Below are 17,890 nucleotides of genomic sequence, written 5' to 3' on the forward strand. Positions count from 1 at the left end.
GGAGCCCCGGTGGCCGCTGGTCAGATCGACTCCGAACCGGCCGGTGCGCCGGCCGCAGCGCAGGTGGAGCGGCAGAAGCTGCGCAAGCACTTCGGCCGTTTCGACATCCTCTTCTTCCTCCTCTGCACGATCGTCGGCGTCGACACGATCGGCACGGTCGCCTCGTCCGGCGCCGAGGCGTTCACCTGGCTCATCATCCTGGCCGCGGTGTTCTTCGTCCCCTCCGCGCTGCTGATCGCGGAGCTCGGCGCCGCGTTTCCCGAGGAGGGCGGCCCCTACATCTGGACCAGCCGGGCCTTCGGCCGCCTCGCGGGCGCGGTCAACAACTTCCTGTACTGGATCACCAACCCGGTCTGGCTCGGCGGCACCCTCGCCGTCTCCGCCGTCACGGCGTTCACGACCTTCTTCAACGACGGCAAGGACCTGAGCACCCCCGCCTTCTACGTCTTCGCCCTCGTCTTCATCTGGGTGGGCGTCCTCGCCGCGATCCTCTCCTTCGACGTCGGCAAGTGGATCCCCACCATCGGCGCCTGGAGCCGCTTCGTCCTCCTGGGCCTGTTCACGATCACGGTCGTCGTCTACGGCATCCAGCACGGCCTGCACGGTTTCGGCCCCGGCGACTTCTCCCCGACGTACGCGGGCTTCGTCGGCCTGGTCCCCGTCCTGATGTTCAACTACGTCGGCTTCGAACTGCCCAACACCGCCGGCGACGAGATGACCGACGCCCAGAAGGACGTCCCCTTCGCGATCTTCCGCAGCGCCGGCCTCGCCGTCCTCCTCTACGCCCTCCCCATCCTCGGCATCCTGCTCGTCCTCCCGGTCAAGGCCATCACCGGCCTCGGCGGCTTCCTCGACGCGATCCGCCAGGTCTTCACCGTCTACGGCGGTGACGTGGCCGCCGACGGCACCGTCACCAGCAGCGGCGCCGGCACGGTCCTGGGGGACATCGCCGCGGTCCTGTTCATCCTCACGGTGCTGTCCTCCGGCGTCACCTGGGTCATGGGCTCCGACCGCGCCCTCGCCGTCTCCGGCTACGACGGCGCGGCGCCGCGCTTCCTCGGCGTCATCTCCAGCCGCTTCGGCACACCGGTCCGGGTCAACATCCTCAGCGGCCTGGTCTCCACCCTGGTCCTGGTCCTGGCCCACCAACTGACCAACGGCAGCGCGGCGAAACTCTTCGGCGCCGTCCTCGGTCTCGCCGTATCCACCACGCTGGTCAGCTACCTGGGCATCTTCCCGGCCCTGGCGGTCCTGCGCCGCAGGGCCCCGGACGTCCCCCGCCCCTACAGGGCACCCTTCCCCCGCACCATCAGCACGGTCCTCACCGTGCTCATCCTGTTCGCCAGCGTGCAGCTGATCGCCCCCGGCTTCGGCGACCACTGGTTCGGCGCCGACTACCTCCCGGACGGCTGGACCCACGCCGAACGCTGGAAGTACCTGCTGACGGAACTCGTACCGCTTCTCGGCTTCATGCTCCTCGGCGTCCTCTTCTGGGCCCTGGGGAAGCCGACGCGGACGGCCAACTCGCTCTCGCTCAGCAAGGAGTAGCGTTCCGGACGATCACCGGGAACCTACCCAAGGAACTGCCGTGCCCCTGCGCTGTGTTGTCCTCGACGACTATCAGAACGCGGCGACCGGACTCGCCGACTGGTCGCCCGTCGAGGACACCGTGGAGGTCGTGAGCCTGCGCGAACACCTCGACGACGAGGCCGAGTTGGCCGCCGCCCTCGCCACCGCCGACATCGTCGTCACCCTGCGCGAACGCGTCCCCTTCCCCGCCTCGCTGATCGCCCGGCTCCCCCGCCTGAAGCTGCTGATCGCGTCCGGCATGCGCAACACGGTCATCGACCACGCCGCCGCGAAGGCGCACGGCGTCACCGTGTGCGGTACGGCCAGTTCCTCGACCCCGCCCGTCGAACTGACCTGGGCGCTGCTGCTCGGCCTGGCCCGCGGGATCGTCGAGGAGGCCAACTCCCTGCGCGGCGGCGGCCCTTGGCAGCAGACGGTCGGCGCCGACCTGTACGGCCGCACCCTCGGGCTGCTCGGACTCGGCAGGATCGGCAGCCGCGTCGCGCAGGTGGGCCTGGCCTTCGGCATGCGCGTCACGGCGTGGAGCCAGCACCTCACCGAGGAGCGCGCGGACGAGGTCGGCGTACAACTCGCCCCGTCCAAGGAGCAGTTGCTCGCGGACAGCGACTTCGTCTCCGTCCACCTCGCCCTCGGCGACCGCACCCGCGGTCTCCTCGGCCCCGCCGAACTCGCCCTGCTCAAGCCCACCGCGTACCTGATCAACACCTCACGCGCGGCGATCGTCGACCAGGACGCCCTGCTCGCCGCGCTGCACGAGGGCCGGATCGCCGGCGCCGGGATCGACGTCTTCGACACCGAGCCCCTCCCCGCCGGCCACCCGATGCGCACGGCCCCGCGCCTGCTCGCGACACCCCACCTCGGGTATGTGTCGCGGGCCAACTACACGACGTACTACGGCCAGGCCGTCGAGAACATCCAGGCCTACCTGGCGGGTTCGCCCGTACGGCAGCTGCCGTAGGAACAGCCGGTCACGCGGCTGCCGGCCGCCGGTAGACGCCCTCGCTCCGACGCAGGTGGTGGAGGTCCACCAGGTAGCGCCGGAGCGTCACATGGTCGACCTCGCCCTCGTCGCACCAGGCGCGCAGCTTCTCGTTGACGGCCCGCTCGGGGTACTCCACACCGGGGGTGAAGGTCTGCTCGGCGATGTGCTGGAGCACCACCTGCTTGCGGGTCCACTGGGCGGGGAGGCGGATGAGGCGGCCGCCCCGGACGAAGGTCCGCAGGATCATGTCGGTGTGCTCGTCGCCGGTGACCGGGCCGGCCTCGACCGGTTCGGCACCCTCGCGGGCCAGCTTCTTGAACAGGTCGTAGTCGACGCGGAGTTCACCGTCGTCCATGGTCTTCACCACGCCCTGTTCGCGCAGCCGCAGCAGGGCGACGGCCGTGCCCCTCGGGGTCAGGCCGGCCACCTCGGCGACCTGCTCGGAGGTCTCGGCCCCCAGGGCCACCGCCGCGAAGGCGCGCACACGGTTCTGCTCGGCGAACAGACGGAACAGTTGGTCGGTTGCCATGACCGGAGGCTAATGGACACCCACCCGTCCAGGGCACCGAATTTCCGCCCGTCGAACATCCGCGCCCGGCGCTCGAAGCCGTGTTCCCAAAGGGTGATCCCCACGTCGGCGCCGTTACCAGCCATGCGCCGCCGCGTTGAACTCCAAGTGCGGTGGCGAGTCGTGCCGTCGCACTCATCGAACCAAAGGAGAACGTGATGTCTCGCATCGCGAAGGCGGCCGTCGTCGCCCTCGGCACGGGTGCCGTGGCGCTCGGTGGCGCCGGCCTGGCCATGGCGGACGCGGGCGCGCAGGGTGCGGCCGTCGGTTCGCCCGGCGTCCTGTCGGGCAACATCGTGCAGGTCCCGGTCCACATCCCGGTCAACGTCTGCGGCAACACCGTCAGCGTCATCGGCCTGCTGAACCCGGCCTTCGGCAACACCTGCGCCAACGTGAGCGGCCACGACCACCCCGGCCACCCCGGCCCGGGCTACGGCGGCAACGGCTACGGCCACTGATTCGACCGCACGCTTTCGACCGCACCCGCGGACGGACGTACGCGAAGAGCCCCGGCACCTCAGGCGCCGGGGCTCTCCCCGTTTCCCCATGCCGACGACCGGTCAGGCGTACCGGTAGATCGCGCTGACGTCCTCCAGCTGCTCCGGCGTCACGTCCCACGGCGGCATCCGCTCCTGCCGTGCCACGACCCGCCCCTCCTGGTCGTCGCCCGCGCCCGGCGGCTTCGCCGGAAGGTAGCGGGCGCCGCGGTGCCTGCTCTGCCAGCGCGACCACTGCAGGTCGATGAAGGCGTGGTGCAGCCAGAACACCGGGTCGTTGACGGACGCGCCGCCGAGCATCACTCCGCCGACCCACTTGTGGACCCGGTTGTGGTTGCGCCAGGACGCGCTGCCCGACCCGGTGCCCCACCCTTCGAGCCGGTTGCGGAACCCCGTGCGGCAGGTCGAGTCCCAGGGCGAGACGTCGTAGACCGGGTCGGCGAGCGCCCCGTTCAGGTCGCTCTTCGTCGGCAGCGCGATCGGGGAGCCGGCCCGGCCCAGGTCCCGGGTGAGGTACGGCTCGTCGGTGATATTCTCCGTGATCTTCCACTTGCCCGTCGCGTAGGCGAACGGCCCGGTCGTCACCTGGTGGTCGGAGCGCCGCCCGGTGCCGCCCAGCAGGTCCTTTGTCCAGGGCATGGAGGTCGCGGAGCGCTCGCGTGTCCAGTCCCAATAGGGCACCGTCACCGAGGAGTCGACCCGGCGCAGCGCCCGCTCCAGGTCCAGCAGGAACTGCCGGTGCCAGGGCAGGAAGGAGGGCGCCATGTGCGCCGAGCGCAGTCCGTACTCCCCGTCGGGCACGAAGAACTCGATGTGCGTGCGCACGAACTCGTCGTACTCGCCCCGCCGTTTGACCTCCAGCAGCGCCGCCACGAACCGCCGCTTCTCGGCGCTCGTGAGCGTGCTGACGTCCTTACGCGTGTACGCCATGGTCTCCCCCCATGTGCATCTGCTCCATCGGACCGTCCGCCTCGCGCAGTTCCCGGCCGGGGCTCAGCTCGTCGACGGCCGCGCGGGTCGCCTCCAGGGCGGTGGGATACGAGCGGTAGTGGTCGACCATGCTCAGCCAGGTGCCGTCCGCGCGCCGCATCAGATGCAGCGGCCTGCCGTCCACCGTGACCTGCCACCCGTCCGTCAGCACGCCGTGGATACGACGGCCCCGGTACGTCTCGTCGAAGGCGGTGTCCCCGGGGTCCTCGCCGGAGCGCGTGGGCCGCGAGGCCGCGACGACGGGCACGAGGGCCACCGCGAGGGCGGCACCGAACACCCCGCGCAGCGCCTCCCGCCGCGTCCTGCGCACCGGCCCGGGTCTGACCGGCCGCAGCGACTCCCCGCCCACCGAAACTCCACCGACGCTCACACTCATGGCCCAACTCCCTCGTCCGGTACGGCTCGTTCGAGGGGCTAACCGTCCAGTACCCCGTGCGGTCACTCTCCGCAGGGCTCGGGCAGACAGAAGGGCCCGGGTCGCACCACCCGGGCCCTCATCCGCTCCGGCCCTGCGGCCGCCTTCGTTCTTCCCGCGCTACGTCCTAGAGGCCGGCGCCCGTGACCAGGTCCGCGCCCGGCACGGTCTGCAGCACCGGCGCCAGGACGCCCAGCTGGGGCGCCTTCAGGTCCGGGAGACCGAAGTTGTCGGGGTTGGGCGGGGTCAGCGGCACGTCCAGCGCCAGGCCCGGGGCCATCGTGCGCAGGTCGGAGGCCGGCGTGCTGACGCCGACGTGGTCGAAGCCGTCGCCGAGGACGTGCGGCAGCGGAGCGCGCAGGCCGAGGCCGGGCAGCCCGCCGTGGACCGGGAGTTGGGGCACGGCCCGCTCCGGGATGAGCCGGCCCTCGACGTACCGCGGGCCCTCGGGCGAGCCCGGCATGGGCACCGGCACCTCCCCGCCCAGCTTGGGCAGCTCCATGCCGAGGGCGCTCTCCGCACCCTCAAGCGGCACGGGCACGGGGACCGTGCCGATCGCGGCGGCGGGGGTCGCGACGGCGGCGCCGGTCGCGGCCGCCACGGCCGTGATGACGGCGGCGATGGTTCCTCGGGTGGTCGACTTCATGGAGTGCGGTCCCTTTCGGAATTCGGAGGCTCTGCGTGCTGACCGGGTAACGAGGCCGGGCAGCGCATCAGTTCAAGATTCCCCCGGGTGCCGTAGTAGTCAGCTTTCCGGAATTCCCGTCGGCGGGCCGGAAGTTGCTTCCGTCAGCGGGCCGGACCCGGCAATTCCCGCCCGCTGTCCGGTCGTCAGCCGCGCAGGCTGCGGGCGGGCAGGATGATGTGCGCGGCGGCGTTCAGGGTGTCCTCGGAGCCGGCGAACTCGGCCAGCGCCTCGGGGGTGACGGGCTTGCCCGGCTCGGCCTCGGGCCAGGGGCGGGTGGTGAACACGAGGTAGGCGAAGCCGCGTTCGCCGACCGCCGCGAGCCACTCGGGCGGCGGCACGCACTGGGCGTTGAGCTGCGGCATGTTGAGGACGGCCTGCCCGGACTCGATGAGCATGGTGATCGGCAGGCTGGGCTTGCTGGCGCCGTCGACGACGTTGCCGCCGACCGGGAGCCCGTTGTCGGTCAGCAGCCGTTCCACGGCGGCGGTGGCGGCCTCGGGGCCGTCCGCGGCGTCGCCCAGGGTGTAGGCGAGGAGGTAGGGCATGTCCCCGTCGGGGGCCTCGCCGCTCCACGCCAGGACGACGAGGGTGCCGAGGTCGGCGACGCGGAAGGGGCGCGTTTCGCTTGAGGTTGAGGTCACCGCGCGACCTTATCGACGGGCCGGAAGGCCACCGGACGCGTTCTCACCCGTCCGGCCGATGGCGCGGGCGCCCCGCCACACGAACGAGGGACGCCTCGCGACGCCCCTCGAACACACCGGGGAGACTCAGCTCTGCAGCGGGAGACCGCCGAGCAGCGGGTTGTGCTGGTTCAGCGCGGCGGTGGCACCCTTGACGGTGTTGAGCGCGGAGCCCTTGTTCTCGGTGTCGAGCGCGTCCGACTGGTGCTGCAGCGGCATCACGTCGGCGGGCTGGAGCTGACCACTGGTGAGGGTGTTGACGGCGCCGGTGAGGCTGGTGGGCGTCACGTCGGCGGGGCTGTAGGCGAACGCGGGCGCGGCGGCACCGGCGATGGCGAGGGACCCGGCAACGACAGCGGCAGCCTTCAGGGACTTCATCGTGTTCCTTTCTTCGGCAACTCATGTCACCAGAGCGAATTCTGTCGCCGTGTGTAACGAGTTCCGGCCGGGGCGGAAACCCCGTGCGCAGAAAGTTTCTGCTGCCCACCCGAATGCGGTGTGTGTCTCATCGGCGATTCCCATCCTCATATGAAAAGGCCGTGGAACCGAAAAGACCGTCGGCCCGGCCCCGGAAAGGGACCGGACCGACGGCCGTTCTACGACTGCGCTGCGACTGCCCTACGGCTGCTCGCGTCAGACGCTCGGAAGCGCCGGAACCGCCGGGAGCGCGGACGTCGAAGGCAGCGACGGCAGCGCGGGCAGACCGGCCAGGCTCGGTGCGGGCAGACCGCCGCCGAGCAGCGTGGCCGCGACCACGTTGACGAGGCCCGTCACCACACCGGTGACCGCCGGGACGACCTTGCTGACATCGCCGGAGGTGACCGCCGTGAGCAGCGCGGTGACCGCCTTCTGAAGGGAGGCGAGGGCGTCACCGGCGAGGTCGGCGGGCGCCGCCTTGGCCTTGGAGTCGTCGCCGCTCTTGAGCGAGGGCAGCGCGGGCACGGCCGGAACCGCGGGCACGGCGGGCACGGCAGGTGCCGCGGGGACCGCCGGAACCGCCGGAGCGGCAGGCGCCGCCGCGGTGATCTTGGCGACGGCCTGGCTGACCGCGTCGCCCAGCTTCTGCGCCTGGTCGGCGGAGAGCTGGCCGTTGTCGGCCTTGAGCACCTGGGTCAGCAGGTCGGTGACGGGGGTGAGCACGCCGCCGACGTCGCCGAGGCCCTTGACCTGGGCGAGCAGCGCGTCAGCGCCCGGGACCGGCGCGCTCGACGCGGCGTGGACGTGCTTCCGCGCCGAGTCGTTGTCGGCCGCGACGGCCGCGGGGCCGGCGATTCCGATCAGGACAGTGGCACAGAGCACGGATGACGCGACGCGCCGTGCGGGCAGACCACGCATGGGTGTTTCCTTTCGGTGGTGCTTCGGATCTTGAGCCCACCGTGAAAGCGCTCACCACCATCTGCAACCGGTCAGACGCGCCAGGTGACCGTCCGTCAGCCGTACGGTTGGCGTCGTGCCTGGTGAGGGCCATGTCAAGACCGAACCGCCGGACCGGGACCGCTACCGCCCATTCGGGGCAACACCGCCGAACGCCGACCGGCCGTCCCCCCGTGGAGACCCCACGGGAGAACGGCCGGACGAAGTGATGCGCGCGGACGTCAGTCGTTGACGCAGGTGTTGCCGAAGGCCGGGTTCAGCAGGCCGATGACGTTGACGGTGTTGCCGCAGACGTTGACCGGGATGTGGATCGGAACCTGGACGACGTTGCCGGACAGCACGCCCGGGGAGTGGGCGGCCGCGCCGTGCGCGTCGCTGTCGGCGGCGGCGATGCCGGCGGTGCCCGCCATGGCGGCGGCGGCAACGGAGGTCAGGACCAGGCCCTTCGCGATACGCGACATGGAGAGGTGCTCCTTGGGGTTGAAACAAACATCCGGGCGGGGATGCCCGGCGCTGTGTCAACGCGCGGCACCCCAAGGGGTTGTGCCGCCAATGGGGTGATCTCCCGGAGGCCGAACTTCACCATTCCGACACACTTGTCGCGTTTCGCCGGATTAATACGGGTAGCCACTAGAGTTGCGCATCTCCCGAAGTACCCCTATAGCCATCAGATCGCATATAGGGGCCGTACTTCCCGAAAGGGCACCTCCGGTCATGCGCAATTCCCTGGGTCCGCTGCTGCGCCGGGCGTCGACGGGCGCTCTCGCCCTCGTCACGATCTGGGCCCCGGCCGCCTCCGGAGCATCCGCCCCGTCCGCCGAGGCCGAGCGCGTCCCGTTCGCCCAGCGCTACCACGCGCTCCAGCACGGCGGCATCGTCCGCGCGGCCAACACCTCCATCAGCTGCCGCGCGGACTCGGCCGCCTGCCCCGCCGTACGAGAAGGACAGGCCGCGGTCAACGGCGACTTCGACATGTTCTACGTAGACGTCGACCGCGACCCCAACACCTACAACTCCTCCCGCGCGGAGGTCCGGCTGCCCGAGGGTGCCCGGGCCACGTACGCGCGCCTGTACTGGGGCGGCAACCTCCGCGTCGGCGAGCAGAAGCCGCCCAAGGACAACGGGCGGGTGCTGATCGCGGAGCCCGGCGGCGAGTACAAGGCGGTGCTCGCGGACACGGTCGTCGGGCACCGGGTGGCGGGCGGCGCGGACGCGTTCCAGGCCTCGGCGGACGTCACCAAGCTGGTCCGGGAGAGCGGCTCGGGCCTCTACACCGTGGCCCAGATCAACACGGCGATGGGCAAGTCCGCGGCCGGTGCCTGGGGCGGCTGGACGCTCGTCGTGGCGTACGAGAAGCCGCAGGAGCCGCTGCGCCGACTGGAGTTGTGGGACGGCTTCGGCACGCTGGACTCCCGTACCGGCGCGGAGATCCGGATGCGCAGGGTGCGTGTGCCCGCGCACGCCGGGGGACGCGCGGGCGTGGTGGCGTACAACGGGGATCGCGGCCGCACCGGGGATTCGCTCACCCTCGCGACCGGTCGTACGAACGCCACCGCGCTCGGTGACGGCGCCAACCCCCGTGACGACGTGCTGAATTCCACGATCAGCGACCCGCCGGCGGCGCCTTCGGAGCGTGCGCCCGCGTATGCGAACACGCTCGGCTACGACTCCGATGTGTTCGATCTCGGCAAGGCGCTGCGTCCCGGCGGTGACCAGCTGGCCTTCCGGCTCGTTTCCCAGCGGGACGCGGCGTGGTTCGGGGCGCTCTTCGTCGCCGTCGACGCCCAGCAGTGAGGCGCGTTCCCGCCCGCAGTCCCGAGCACCACCCGTGAGCGAGGAAACCGCGCAATGCACCAGCCAGCAACCGACCCTCGGCCACGGGTCCTGCACCTCGCCCAGCCCGTGGACGCCGGGGTCGCCCGTGTCGTCCTGGATCTGACGCGGGCTCAGCTCGCGTCCGGCCTGCATGTCACGGTCGCCTGCCCAGCCGGCGGCAGCCTCGCGGACGGGGTCCGGGCACTCGGCGCCGACGTACGCCTGTGGGAGGCGACCCGGTCACCCGGCCCGGCGCTGGTCTCCGAGGTACGGCGGCTCGCCCGGGTGGTCGCGGAGGTGCGGCCCGATCTGGTGCACGCACACAGCGCGAAGGCCGGACTCGCCGGACGTCTTGCCGTGCGGGGGCGGATCCCGACCGTGTTCCAGCCGCACGCCTGGTCGTTCGAGGCGGTCGGCGGGGTCACCGCCTCGCTCGCCGTCGGCTGGGAGCGGTGGGGCGCGCGCTGGGCCACCCGGACGGTGTGCGTGAGCGAGGCTGAGCGGACGACCGGGCTGCGGGCCGGGGTCCGGGGCCGTTGGAGCGTGATCCCCAACGGGATCGACACCGAGCGCTTCCACCCTGCGGCCGTCGACACCGTACGGGCCGGCATCGAGCAGCTCGCCGGGGTCGATCCGGCCGCGCCGCTGGTGGTGTGCGTGGGGCGGCTGTGCCGGCAGAAGGGCCAGGACGTCCTGCTGACGGCGTGGGACGCGATCCTCCGACAGGTGCCGAAGGCGCGGCTCGTGCTCGTCGGCGACGGGCCCGACCGGGCCGCGCTGCGCCAACTCGCCCCGGATTCCGTCCTGTTCGCGGGTGCCGTCATCGACCCAGTGCCCTGGTACCAGGCCGCCGACCTGGTGGTCCTGCCCTCGCGCTGGGAGGGCATGGCGCTCGCCCCGCTGGAGGCGATGGCCTGCGGGCGGCCCGTCGTCGTCACGGATGTCGCCGGCGCCCGCGAGAGCCTGCCACCCGGTCTCGCTCCTCGCTGTCTGGTCCCGGCGGAGAACCCGGCGGTCATGTCCGGGGCCGTCGCCGAGCTGCTGCTCGACCCGCTGCTGCGCGAGTCCCTCGGCCACCAGGGGCGGCGGTACGTCCAGTCCACGCACGACGTGCGGCACTCCGCCGAGGCGATCGCGGGCGTGTATCGCGAGCTCCTCGGCGGCAAACCCGTCGTGCCCACCGAGTGCAGGGAGTCCATCCACTCGTGACTGCGGAAAGCACCGTCCCCTCCCCCGGCGGACAGCCACGGGACCACGGATTCTCGAACGTCTCGGTCATCCCCCGCCGCACCGGCGGCGGTTTCCGGTTCCCGGTCCGCCGCCCGCCCGCGCGGCCGACCTCACCCTTGCCGTTGCTCGGCGCTGACCTCACCGCCGCGCTCGTGGGCGCCCTCGCGCTCACCGGCAGCCGGCGCAGACCGCTCCTGGTGGCCCTGCTGATCGCCGGGTCGATACTGCTGCGTCCGCATCTGCCCCGGGCCGTGCCCCGCGTCCTCGACGAACTGCCCGCCGTCTGCGGCCGGATCGCCGTCGCGTGGCTCGCCCTCGGCACGCTCACCGCGGCCTACGCCCCCGACCGCGCGCTGTCCCCGCGCACCCTGCTCCTGGGCTTCGCCCTTCAATCGGCGGCGAGTTGCGTGGCCCGCGGCGCGGTGCACCGACGCCGCCGCAAGGCCCTGCTGAACCGCCCCCGCACCGCCCTCGTGATCGGCCCGGCGACGACCGCTCAACGCGTGGCGGCGGCGGTGCTGCGGCACCCGAACTGCGGGGTCGAGCCGGTCGGCATCGTCGCCGAACACCCGGACGGCACCGAGGGGTTGCCGGTCCTGACCACCGGCGAGGAGGTCGAGCGGGCCCTCATCCAGAACGGCGTCCGGGCCGTCCTCACCGTGCATCCCTCCGTACGGTCCGAACGCGGGCCGCTGCTGCGGGCGTTGGCGGAGTCGGGCTGCGTGGTGTGGGAGGTCGACGCCGACTCGCCTTCGTACGAGATGCGCGACCAGCTGGCCGGATTCGCCTGCAGGCGGCTGGAGTTGGGGTCGCGCCGCCCCGGCAGCTTCGGCAAGCGGGCACTGGACGTACTGGCGTCCGGGATCCTGCTCCTCCTGGTGAGCCCGCTGCTGCTGGTGTGCGCGGTGGTGCTCCGTCTCACCGACGGACCCGGTGTCGTCTTCCGCCAGGAGCGCATCGGCAAGGACGGCCGCCCCTTCACCCTGCTGAAGTTCCGCACCCACCGCCCGGTCGACGAGCACGAGGCGGCGACCCGCTGGAACATCGCGCGCGAGCCGCAGATGAGCCGCTTCTGCCGCTTCCTGCGCCAGACCTCGCTGGACGAACTGCTCCAGCTCTGGAACGTGTTCCGGGGCGACATGAGCCTGGTCGGCCCGCGCCCCGAACGCCCTTACTTCGTCGCCCAGTTCAGCCAGACCTACCCCGGCTACGCGGCCCGCCACCGGATGCAGACCGGCATCACCGGCCTCGCCCAGATCCACGGGCTGCGCGGCGACACCTCGATCGAGGACCGCTGCCGGTTCGACAACGCGTACATCGACAACTGGTCGCTGTGGCAGGACATCTGCATCCTGGCCCGCACGGTGACCGCGCTCGTACGTCCGACCGGGAGCTGAGCCGTGAACCACCGAGCCCGCATGAACGCCCCTGTCCTGCCCGTACGTCCGACGGGGAGCTGAACCGTGCTGCGCCGCGTCCACCCGTTCGCACCCGTCCTTCCGGTCGTCGCCGTGATCGCCCTGCTCGGCCTGCCGCTCACCCCGGGCGAGGGCGGCGCGGGCCCGGCCGACGCGGTCTCCGGCCTGGTGGTGCTGTACTGCGCGATCCGTCTGCTCCGCGACCGCAGCCGCCCCCTGACCCCAACTGCCGTAGCGGTCATGGGACTTCCCGTCCTGGGCCTGTCGATCGCCGCGATGGGCGCGTCCACACCGGGCGCGGGCCTCAGCGGCCTGGGCCGCTACCTCCAGATCTTCGTGCTGGTCCCCGCGGCAGTCGTCCTCCTGATCCGCGACCGCCGTGACTTCCGCCTCCTGGCCTGGTCGTTCGTAGCACTCGCGCTGTGGCAGGGGGCGATCGGCGTCAAGCAGTACGTCACCGCGACCGGCGCCTCGTACCAGGGCGAGGACATCCGCGCGGTGGGCACGTTCGGCCCGACCGACGTGATGGGCATGGCGACGGTGGTGTCCTTCGGCCTGATCTGCGCGCTGGCCCTCGCCCTGGGCCGAAATGACGCACGGCACAGGGCAGTTGCGGCAGCCTGCGCCTTCGTTCTCCTCCTCCCCCTGGCCCTCTCCTTCAGCCGGGGCGCCTGGATCGCAACGGCCGCGACCTGCGCGATCCAGCTGGCTCTGGCGGGCCTGCGCCGAGCCCTGAAGGTGGCGGCGGCGGTGACGGCGGCGGGCATCGTCCTGGTGGGCGGCTTCGGCGTCGGTACGGCGATGCTCCAGGAGCGGATCGACAGCATCACCCAAGTCACCGACGCCCCCGACCAGTCGGTGATCGACCGCTACACGATGTGGGCGGCGGCAACAGCGATGTGGCGCGAACACCCGCTCGCCGGCGTCGGCTTGAAGGGCTTCCCCGAACACCGCGACGGCAACGCCTCGTTGGCATTGTCCTCAGGCAGCGACACGGAAGGCGCAGGCGCGGCGTTCCTCAAACAACCCCTGCTCTCCCCCCACAACATGTACCTCCTGGTCCTCAGCGAACAGGGCCTACTCGGCCTCGTCACCCTGGCCGGCAGCTGGCTCGCCCTCCTGGTCTGCGCCCTACGCGGCCTCTTCCACGTCCACCGCACCAAACTCCCGGGCCTGGACTGCGCGTTGGTCTCCACCGGCCTCCTGACCTGGCAACTGATCGACTTCATGTACGCAGACATCGGGGGCCCGTCGACAGTACTGACGGCGGTCGTCTTCGGCTTGGCGGCCTGGTGGTCCTTGGTGGGCGCAAACGCGGAGGAGCAGCCGAATGTGGCGGTTCCGGTACGTGCACCCGCCGAAGGGGCCCTGACCCAATGACGGCAACGCCTCCAACACAGGCCAGCCCCAACTCCCCCAAGGGGCGCGGGGCTGTATCGATCAGCGGCTCCGCCGCGGGGCGCGACCAGCCCCCACGGCGCAGCACCCAGACAACGACCGACACCACCCCACTCCTGCCACCGGCCCGCACCCCCGAAGACACCCCCACCCCAGAGTCCCGCAACTTCCTTGCCAAAGCCGCACTAATCACCGCCGCCCTCTCCATCACCGGCTCCCTCCTAGGCCTCGCACGAGACCAGGCCCTGGCCCGCCTCTTCGGCGCCGGCAGCGAAACAGACGCCTTCCTCGTCGCCTGGACCATCCCCGAGTTCGCCGCCACCCTCCTGATCGAGGACGGCCTGGCCTTCGCCCTGATCCCGGCGTTCAGCATGGCCCTGGCCCGCAGAGCGCAAGGCGCCCCCGGCGACCCGGTCCGCACCCTGGTGGCAACCACCCTCCCCCGCCTGACCCTGGCCTTCATCGCGGTATCGGCACTCCTCATCGGCACAGCCCCCTACCTGGTCGAGGCCCTGGCCCCCGGCCTGCCGAACCCCGCCCTGGCCATCAGCTGCACCCGCCTCACCGCGACCTGCGTCCTCAGCTTCGGCCTCGCCGGCTACTGCAGCGCGGCGCTCCGCGCCCACCGCCGCTTCGTAGCCCCGGCGGCGATCTACGTGGCGTACAACATCGGCATCATCGCCGGGATGTACGCCTTCGGCGCCCACTGGGGCGTACGCTCGGCGGCCCTCGGTGTGGCCGGGGGCGGCATCCTGATGGTGCTGACCCAACTCCCCGCACTGTGGCGCCAGTTGACGAGCCACAAGCCCACCACCCCGGACGCGGACACCGGCCCCGCCGAACCCCGCCCGATGAACCTCGCCCTGATGGCCACCGTGCTGCTCTTCGCACTCTGCCGTCAGTCCCAGGTCCTCATCGAGCGCTTCCTCGCCTCCCACCTCCCGGCCGGCGCCATCTCGCATCTGAACTACGCGCAGAAGGTCGCCCAGATGCCGATGGTGCTCTCGCTGATGCTGTGCACGGTCACCTTCCCGGTGGTCGCGCGGGCGCTGGCCGAGGGCGACACGGAGAAGGCCCGCAACCGCGTCGAGCGGGACCTCGCGCTCGCCGCCTGCCTGGTGCTGCTCGGCGCCGCCACGGTGATCGCCTGCGCCCCGCAGATCATCCAACTCCTCTTCCAGCGAGGCGCGTTCACCGCCCACGACACCGCCGCTACGGCCAGTGTGATGCGCGTGTACGCCCTCGGACTGCTCGGCCAGACCCTGGTCGGCGTCCTGGTCCGCTCCTACTTCTCGGCGGGCCGCCCCACCTGGTACCCGGTCGGCGCGATGGCCGCCGGCATCGTCGTGACCACTTGGATCGGCGCCTGGACGGTCGGCCCCTGGGGCGTCATCGGCATCGCCGTCGCCAACGCCACCGGCATCACCTTCACCGCCCTGCTCCTGCTCTACGGATCGGGCCCGCGCAGTGTCCCGCTCCGCACCCGGCAGGTCCTGATCGAGCTGAGCCGGCCGGTGCGCGCGGCCGTGGTCGCCACGATCGCGGGGGCGTTCGTGGCCCGCGCGCTGCCCTCGCCGCTGCTCGGTCTGACCGTCGGCTGCACGACCGTCACCGTCGTCTTCGTCCTGCTCGGCTGGGCCCTGGGCGCCCAGGGCTTCGCACCCGCACTGGAAACCGTACGCTCCGTCACACGAAGGCTCATCCATGGCCGCTCCCGTTGATTCCCCGACCACCGGCAGACGCGCCACGGGCCCGGTCCCGTGGGTGGCGATGTACCACTCCGTAGGCGACTGCTCCGACGACCCCTACCGCATCACGGTCACCCCCGACCGCCTTGAACAGCAGCTGAGTTGGCTGCGCCGACGCGGTCTGCGAGGCGTGTCCATGGCCGACCTGCTCGCCGCCCGCGCCCGGGGCGAGGGCCACGGTCTGGTCGGTCTCACCTTCGACGACGGCTACGCCGACTTCGTCACCAACGCCCTTCCCCTGCTGGCCCGTTGGGACTGCGGCGCCACCCTCTTCGTTCTCCCGGGCCGCCTCGGCGGCGACAACGCCTGGGACCCGCTGGGCCCCCGCAAACCCCTCCTCACCGCCGACGGCATCCGCCAAGCGGCCGCACACGGCGTGGAGATCGGCTCGCACGGACTCACCCACGTCGACCTCACCAAGGCGGACGACGCCACCCTGCGCGCCGAAGTCGCCGAAAGCCGTTCCAGGCTCCAGGAGTTGCTCAACTCCCCTGTCGACGGCTTCTGTTACCCCTACGGCACGATCGACGCCCGCGCGATCGCCGCCGTCCGCGAGGCCGGTTACGCCTATGCCTGCGCCATCGACCCCGGCGACCTGGGCGGCCTCCACGCGCTCCCCCGCGTCCACATCGGCCAGAACGACACCGCCGTACGCCTCTTCCTCAAGTACCGGCTGCACCGCCTGCGCCGACGTCCGGTGGAGGGGCTCGCATGAAGGCCCTGCACATCATCACCGGGCTCGGCGTCGGCGGCGCCGAGCAGCAACTGCGGCTGCTCATCCACCACTTGCCGGTCGACTGCGATGTCGTGACGCTCACCAACCCGGGCGCGGTCGCCGCCGGACTGACCGCCGACGGGGTGCGCGTCTTCCACCTCGGCATGACCGGCAACCGCGACCTCGCCGCCCTCCCCCGCCTGGTCCGCCTCATCCGCACCGGCGGCTACGACCTCGTCCACACCCACCTCTACCGCGCCTGTGTCTACGGCCGGCTCGCCGCCCGGATCGCTGGAGTGAAGGCGGTCGTCGCCACCGAACACTCCCTGGGCGACTCGCAGATGGAGGGCCGCGGTCTCAGCACCGGTGTCCGCGCCCTGTACCTCGCCAGCGAACGCCTGGGCCGCTCCACGGTCGCCGTCTCCCCCACGGTCGCCGAGCGCCTGAAGCAGTGGGGCGTGCCGGGCCCGCGCATCGAAGTCGTCCCGAACGGCATCGACTTGGCCCGCTTCCGCTTCGACCCGGTCCAGCGCCTGCGCACCCGCCAGCGCCTCGGCCTGCCTGAGGGCGCGTACGTCGTCGGCGGCATCGGCCGCCTCGCCGCCGGCAAACGCTTCGACGTGTTGATCCGGTCCCTCGCCCAACTCCCGGACGACTACTGGCTGTTGCTGGTCGGCGGCGGCACCGAGGAGAATCTGCTGCGCCGTACGGCCCACGACTACGGGGTCGCCGACCGGGTGCTGTTCACCGGCGAACGCCCCTACGTACCCGACGGCTCACCGGGCCCCGATCTGCCCTCCCTCACCGCCGCGATGGACCTGCTCGCCTCGCCGTCCCCCGAGGAGGCCTTCGGCCTGGCGGTCGTAGAGGGACTGGCGTCCGGGCTGCCCGTGCTCTACGCCTCCTGTCCCGCCATCGAGGACCTCCCCCCGCAGGCCGCGGCCGCCGCCCGGCGTGTGCAGGGCGGCCCCGAGGTCTTCGCCCGCGCGCTGGCGGCGGCCCGCGCGCAGGGCCCGCGGCCGCGCACCGCCCCGGACGCCGCCCACCACTACTGCATCACCCGCAGCGCCGCGCAACTCATGGACGTGTACGCGGCCGCGGTCTCCACCTCGTCGCCGTCCCCCGCACCCCAGGGAGCCAGTTCCTCATGACCGAGATCCGACAGCACCTCCCCCTCAGCCGCGCGAAAGCCCTCCCGGCCTGGTCCCTCCTCGCGGCCGGCGCCGTGACCGGCGGCCTGCTCGGCGGCGCGTACGGCATCGTCAAGACCCCGACGTACACGGCCACCAGCTACGTCATCGCCGTCCCCACCGACAAGGCCGACTCCTCGACCGCCCTCGGATTCGCGCAGGCCTACGGCCGGGTCGCCACCCAGCTCGCGGTGCTCGGGGACGCGCAGGTGTGGGCGGGCGTGCCGGTGAAGACGCTGCAGTCGAGCGTGCAGACGGCGACCTCGCCGGACGCGCCGATGGTCGCCGTCACGGCCACCTCCTCGCGCGCCGACCTCGCCGCCGACATGGCCAACGCCGTGTCCCGCTCGCTGACCGTGCACGCGAACGACTCGAAGGCCGCGACCCACGTCGAACTCCAGACCTTCGCCCGCGCCATCAAGCCGGCCGCGCCCACCTCGGCCTCGGCCACGGTGACCGGCCTGGTGGGCGCGAGCGCGGGCGGTCTCCTCGGCGGCCTGCTGCTGCTCGTCCGGCCGCGCCGGACCAGCGACGAGACCGGCCGCCCCGCCTCCGTGCCCAGCCCGGCCACCGCGGCCGACGTCCTGTGACA

At 72.0% G+C, this 17,890-nt stretch carries 19 protein-coding genes; 11 read left to right on the forward strand and 8 right to left on the reverse strand.

Features of this window, described 5'->3' with window-relative positions; translation table 11 throughout:
- The first annotated feature begins 9 nt into the window (after positions 1 to 9).
- Both ACGFY9_RS20005 and ACGFY9_RS20010 read left to right on the forward strand, forming a co-directional pair.
- Entirely contained in the window at positions 10 to 1,548 is a 1,539-nt protein-coding gene (locus tag ACGFY9_RS20005) for an APC family permease (protein WP_393755765.1), read from the forward strand.
- A 40-nt stretch (positions 1,549 to 1,588) separates the two neighbouring features.
- Positions 1,589 to 2,548, forward strand: a complete 960-nt coding sequence (locus ACGFY9_RS20010; protein ID WP_393755767.1) for a D-2-hydroxyacid dehydrogenase family protein — start codon at positions 1,589 to 1,591, stop codon at positions 2,546 to 2,548.
- Between the two features lie 10 nt (positions 2,549 to 2,558).
- Here ACGFY9_RS20010 and ACGFY9_RS20015 read toward each other — a convergent pair whose 3' ends face one another.
- Positions 2,559 to 3,101 (reverse strand): DUF2087 domain-containing protein, encoded by a 543-nt coding sequence (locus tag ACGFY9_RS20015; protein WP_393755768.1) that lies wholly within the window; start codon positions 3,099 to 3,101, stop codon positions 2,559 to 2,561.
- Positions 3,102 to 3,298: 197 nt separating this feature from the next.
- Between ACGFY9_RS20015 and ACGFY9_RS20020 the strand changes: the two genes are divergently transcribed.
- Positions 3,299 to 3,598 (forward strand): chaplin, encoded by a 300-nt coding sequence (locus tag ACGFY9_RS20020; RefSeq protein ID WP_393755770.1) that lies wholly within the window; start codon positions 3,299 to 3,301, stop codon positions 3,596 to 3,598.
- A gap of 102 nt (positions 3,599 to 3,700) precedes the next feature.
- Here the strand turns inward: ACGFY9_RS20020 and ACGFY9_RS20025 are convergent, their stop codons facing one another.
- The 7 genes from ACGFY9_RS20025 to chpG form a co-directional block, all read right to left on the reverse strand.
- Complete coding sequence (locus ACGFY9_RS20025) at positions 3,701 to 4,567, reverse strand: tyrosinase family protein (protein WP_393755772.1); 867 nt, start codon at positions 4,565 to 4,567, stop codon at positions 3,701 to 3,703.
- Positions 4,551 to 5,003 carry a tyrosinase family oxidase copper chaperone gene (locus ACGFY9_RS20030; RefSeq protein ID WP_393755774.1) on the reverse strand — a complete coding sequence of 151 codons (453 nt, stop codon included), beginning with the start codon at positions 5,001 to 5,003 and terminating at the stop codon, positions 4,551 to 4,553. The genes ACGFY9_RS20025 and ACGFY9_RS20030 overlap by 17 nt, the downstream gene beginning before the upstream one ends.
- Positions 5,004 to 5,169: 166 nt before the next feature.
- A complete protein-coding gene (locus ACGFY9_RS20035; RefSeq protein ID WP_033284546.1) occupies positions 5,170 to 5,688 on the reverse strand; it encodes a hypothetical protein in 519 nt (172 codons plus the stop codon).
- A gap of 185 nt (positions 5,689 to 5,873) precedes the next feature.
- Positions 5,874 to 6,371: a DUF5949 family protein gene (locus ACGFY9_RS20040; RefSeq protein ID WP_393755776.1), complete on the reverse strand. Its 498-nt coding sequence runs from the start codon at positions 6,369 to 6,371 to the stop codon at positions 5,874 to 5,876.
- A gap of 126 nt (positions 6,372 to 6,497) precedes the next feature.
- Entirely contained in the window at positions 6,498 to 6,788 is a 291-nt protein-coding gene (locus ACGFY9_RS20045) for a hypothetical protein (protein ID WP_266856879.1), read from the reverse strand.
- A gap of 255 nt (positions 6,789 to 7,043) precedes the next feature.
- Positions 7,044 to 7,745, reverse strand: a complete 702-nt coding sequence (locus ACGFY9_RS20050; protein ID WP_393755778.1) for a hypothetical protein — start codon at positions 7,743 to 7,745, stop codon at positions 7,044 to 7,046.
- Positions 7,746 to 8,005: 260 nt separating this feature from the next.
- On the reverse strand, positions 8,006 to 8,245 hold the full coding sequence (chpG, locus tag ACGFY9_RS20055; protein WP_393755779.1) for a chaplin ChpG: 240 nt from the start codon (positions 8,243 to 8,245) through the stop codon (positions 8,006 to 8,008).
- Positions 8,246 to 8,498: 253 nt separating this feature from the next.
- On the opposite strand from chpG, the gene ACGFY9_RS20060 reads away from it, so the two are divergent.
- The 8 genes from ACGFY9_RS20060 to ACGFY9_RS20095 all read left to right on the forward strand — a co-directional run bounded on the left by ACGFY9_RS20060 (position 8,499) and on the right by ACGFY9_RS20095 (position 17,888).
- On the forward strand, positions 8,499 to 9,578 hold the full coding sequence (locus tag ACGFY9_RS20060) for a DUF3344 domain-containing protein (RefSeq protein WP_393755780.1): 1,080 nt from the start codon (positions 8,499 to 8,501) through the stop codon (positions 9,576 to 9,578).
- Positions 9,579 to 9,632: 54 nt separating this feature from the next.
- A complete protein-coding gene (locus ACGFY9_RS20065; RefSeq protein ID WP_393755781.1) occupies positions 9,633 to 10,808 on the forward strand; it encodes a glycosyltransferase in 1,176 nt (391 codons plus the stop codon).
- Positions 10,805 to 12,226: a sugar transferase gene (locus tag ACGFY9_RS20070; protein WP_393755782.1), complete on the forward strand. Its 1,422-nt coding sequence runs from the start codon at positions 10,805 to 10,807 to the stop codon at positions 12,224 to 12,226. Before ACGFY9_RS20065 ends, ACGFY9_RS20070 begins: the two co-directional genes overlap by 4 nt.
- 66 nt (positions 12,227 to 12,292) lie before the next feature.
- On the forward strand, positions 12,293 to 13,627 hold the full coding sequence (locus ACGFY9_RS20075; protein WP_393755783.1) for an O-antigen ligase family protein: 1,335 nt from the start codon (positions 12,293 to 12,295) through the stop codon (positions 13,625 to 13,627).
- Positions 13,624 to 15,366 (forward strand): murein biosynthesis integral membrane protein MurJ, encoded by a 1,743-nt coding sequence (gene murJ, locus ACGFY9_RS20080; RefSeq protein WP_393755784.1) that lies wholly within the window; start codon positions 13,624 to 13,626, stop codon positions 15,364 to 15,366. The genes ACGFY9_RS20075 and murJ overlap by 4 nt, the downstream gene beginning before the upstream one ends.
- The gene (locus ACGFY9_RS20085) at positions 15,350 to 16,108 is read left to right on the forward strand and encodes a polysaccharide deacetylase family protein (protein ID WP_393755786.1); all 759 of its coding nucleotides are present in this window, start codon (positions 15,350 to 15,352) and stop codon (positions 16,106 to 16,108) included. The genes murJ and ACGFY9_RS20085 overlap by 17 nt, the downstream gene beginning before the upstream one ends.
- Entirely contained in the window at positions 16,105 to 17,259 is a 1,155-nt protein-coding gene (locus ACGFY9_RS20090; RefSeq protein WP_393755787.1) for a glycosyltransferase, read from the forward strand. The genes ACGFY9_RS20085 and ACGFY9_RS20090 overlap by 4 nt, the downstream gene beginning before the upstream one ends.
- Positions 17,256 to 17,888, forward strand: coding sequence for a lipopolysaccharide biosynthesis protein (locus ACGFY9_RS20095; protein WP_393755788.1), 633 nt, complete (start codon positions 17,256 to 17,258; stop codon positions 17,886 to 17,888). Before ACGFY9_RS20090 ends, ACGFY9_RS20095 begins: the two co-directional genes overlap by 4 nt.
- Positions 17,889 to 17,890: the final 2 nt, after the last annotated feature.

The organism is Streptomyces sp. NPDC048504, assembly GCF_043200035.1.
In the GTDB taxonomy this organism is placed as follows: domain Bacteria; phylum Actinomycetota; class Actinomycetes; order Streptomycetales; family Streptomycetaceae; genus Streptomyces.

Bases quoted from the DNA above. Each gene is read 5' to 3' on its own strand.
- murJ (WP_393755784.1), top strand. From the start codon at position 13,624: ATGACGGCAACGCCTCCAACACAGGCCAGCCCCAACTCCCCCAAGGGG.
- ACGFY9_RS20025 (WP_393755772.1), bottom strand. From the start codon at position 4,567: ATGGCGTACACGCGTAAGGACGTCAGCACGCTCACGAGCGCCGAGAAG.
- ACGFY9_RS20035 (WP_033284546.1), bottom strand. From the start codon at position 5,688: ATGAAGTCGACCACCCGAGGAACCATCGCCGCCGTCATCACGGCCGTG.
- ACGFY9_RS20015 (WP_393755768.1), bottom strand. From the start codon at position 3,101: ATGGCAACCGACCAACTGTTCCGTCTGTTCGCCGAGCAGAACCGTGTG.
- ACGFY9_RS20095 (WP_393755788.1), top strand. From the start codon at position 17,256: ATGACCGAGATCCGACAGCACCTCCCCCTCAGCCGCGCGAAAGCCCTC.
- ACGFY9_RS20020 (WP_393755770.1), top strand. From the start codon at position 3,299: ATGTCTCGCATCGCGAAGGCGGCCGTCGTCGCCCTCGGCACGGGTGCC.
- ACGFY9_RS20060 (WP_393755780.1), top strand. From the start codon at position 8,499: ATGCGCAATTCCCTGGGTCCGCTGCTGCGCCGGGCGTCGACGGGCGCT.
- ACGFY9_RS20045 (WP_266856879.1), bottom strand. From the start codon at position 6,788: ATGAAGTCCCTGAAGGCTGCCGCTGTCGTTGCCGGGTCCCTCGCCATC.
- ACGFY9_RS20085 (WP_393755786.1), top strand. From the start codon at position 15,350: ATGGCCGCTCCCGTTGATTCCCCGACCACCGGCAGACGCGCCACGGGC.
- ACGFY9_RS20090 (WP_393755787.1), top strand. From the start codon at position 16,105: ATGAAGGCCCTGCACATCATCACCGGGCTCGGCGTCGGCGGCGCCGAG.
- ACGFY9_RS20030 (WP_393755774.1), bottom strand. From the start codon at position 5,003: ATGAGTGTGAGCGTCGGTGGAGTTTCGGTGGGCGGGGAGTCGCTGCGG.
- ACGFY9_RS20065 (WP_393755781.1), top strand. From the start codon at position 9,633: ATGCACCAGCCAGCAACCGACCCTCGGCCACGGGTCCTGCACCTCGCC.
- ACGFY9_RS20050 (WP_393755778.1), bottom strand. From the start codon at position 7,745: ATGCGTGGTCTGCCCGCACGGCGCGTCGCGTCATCCGTGCTCTGTGCC.
- chpG (WP_393755779.1), bottom strand. From the start codon at position 8,245: ATGTCGCGTATCGCGAAGGGCCTGGTCCTGACCTCCGTTGCCGCCGCC.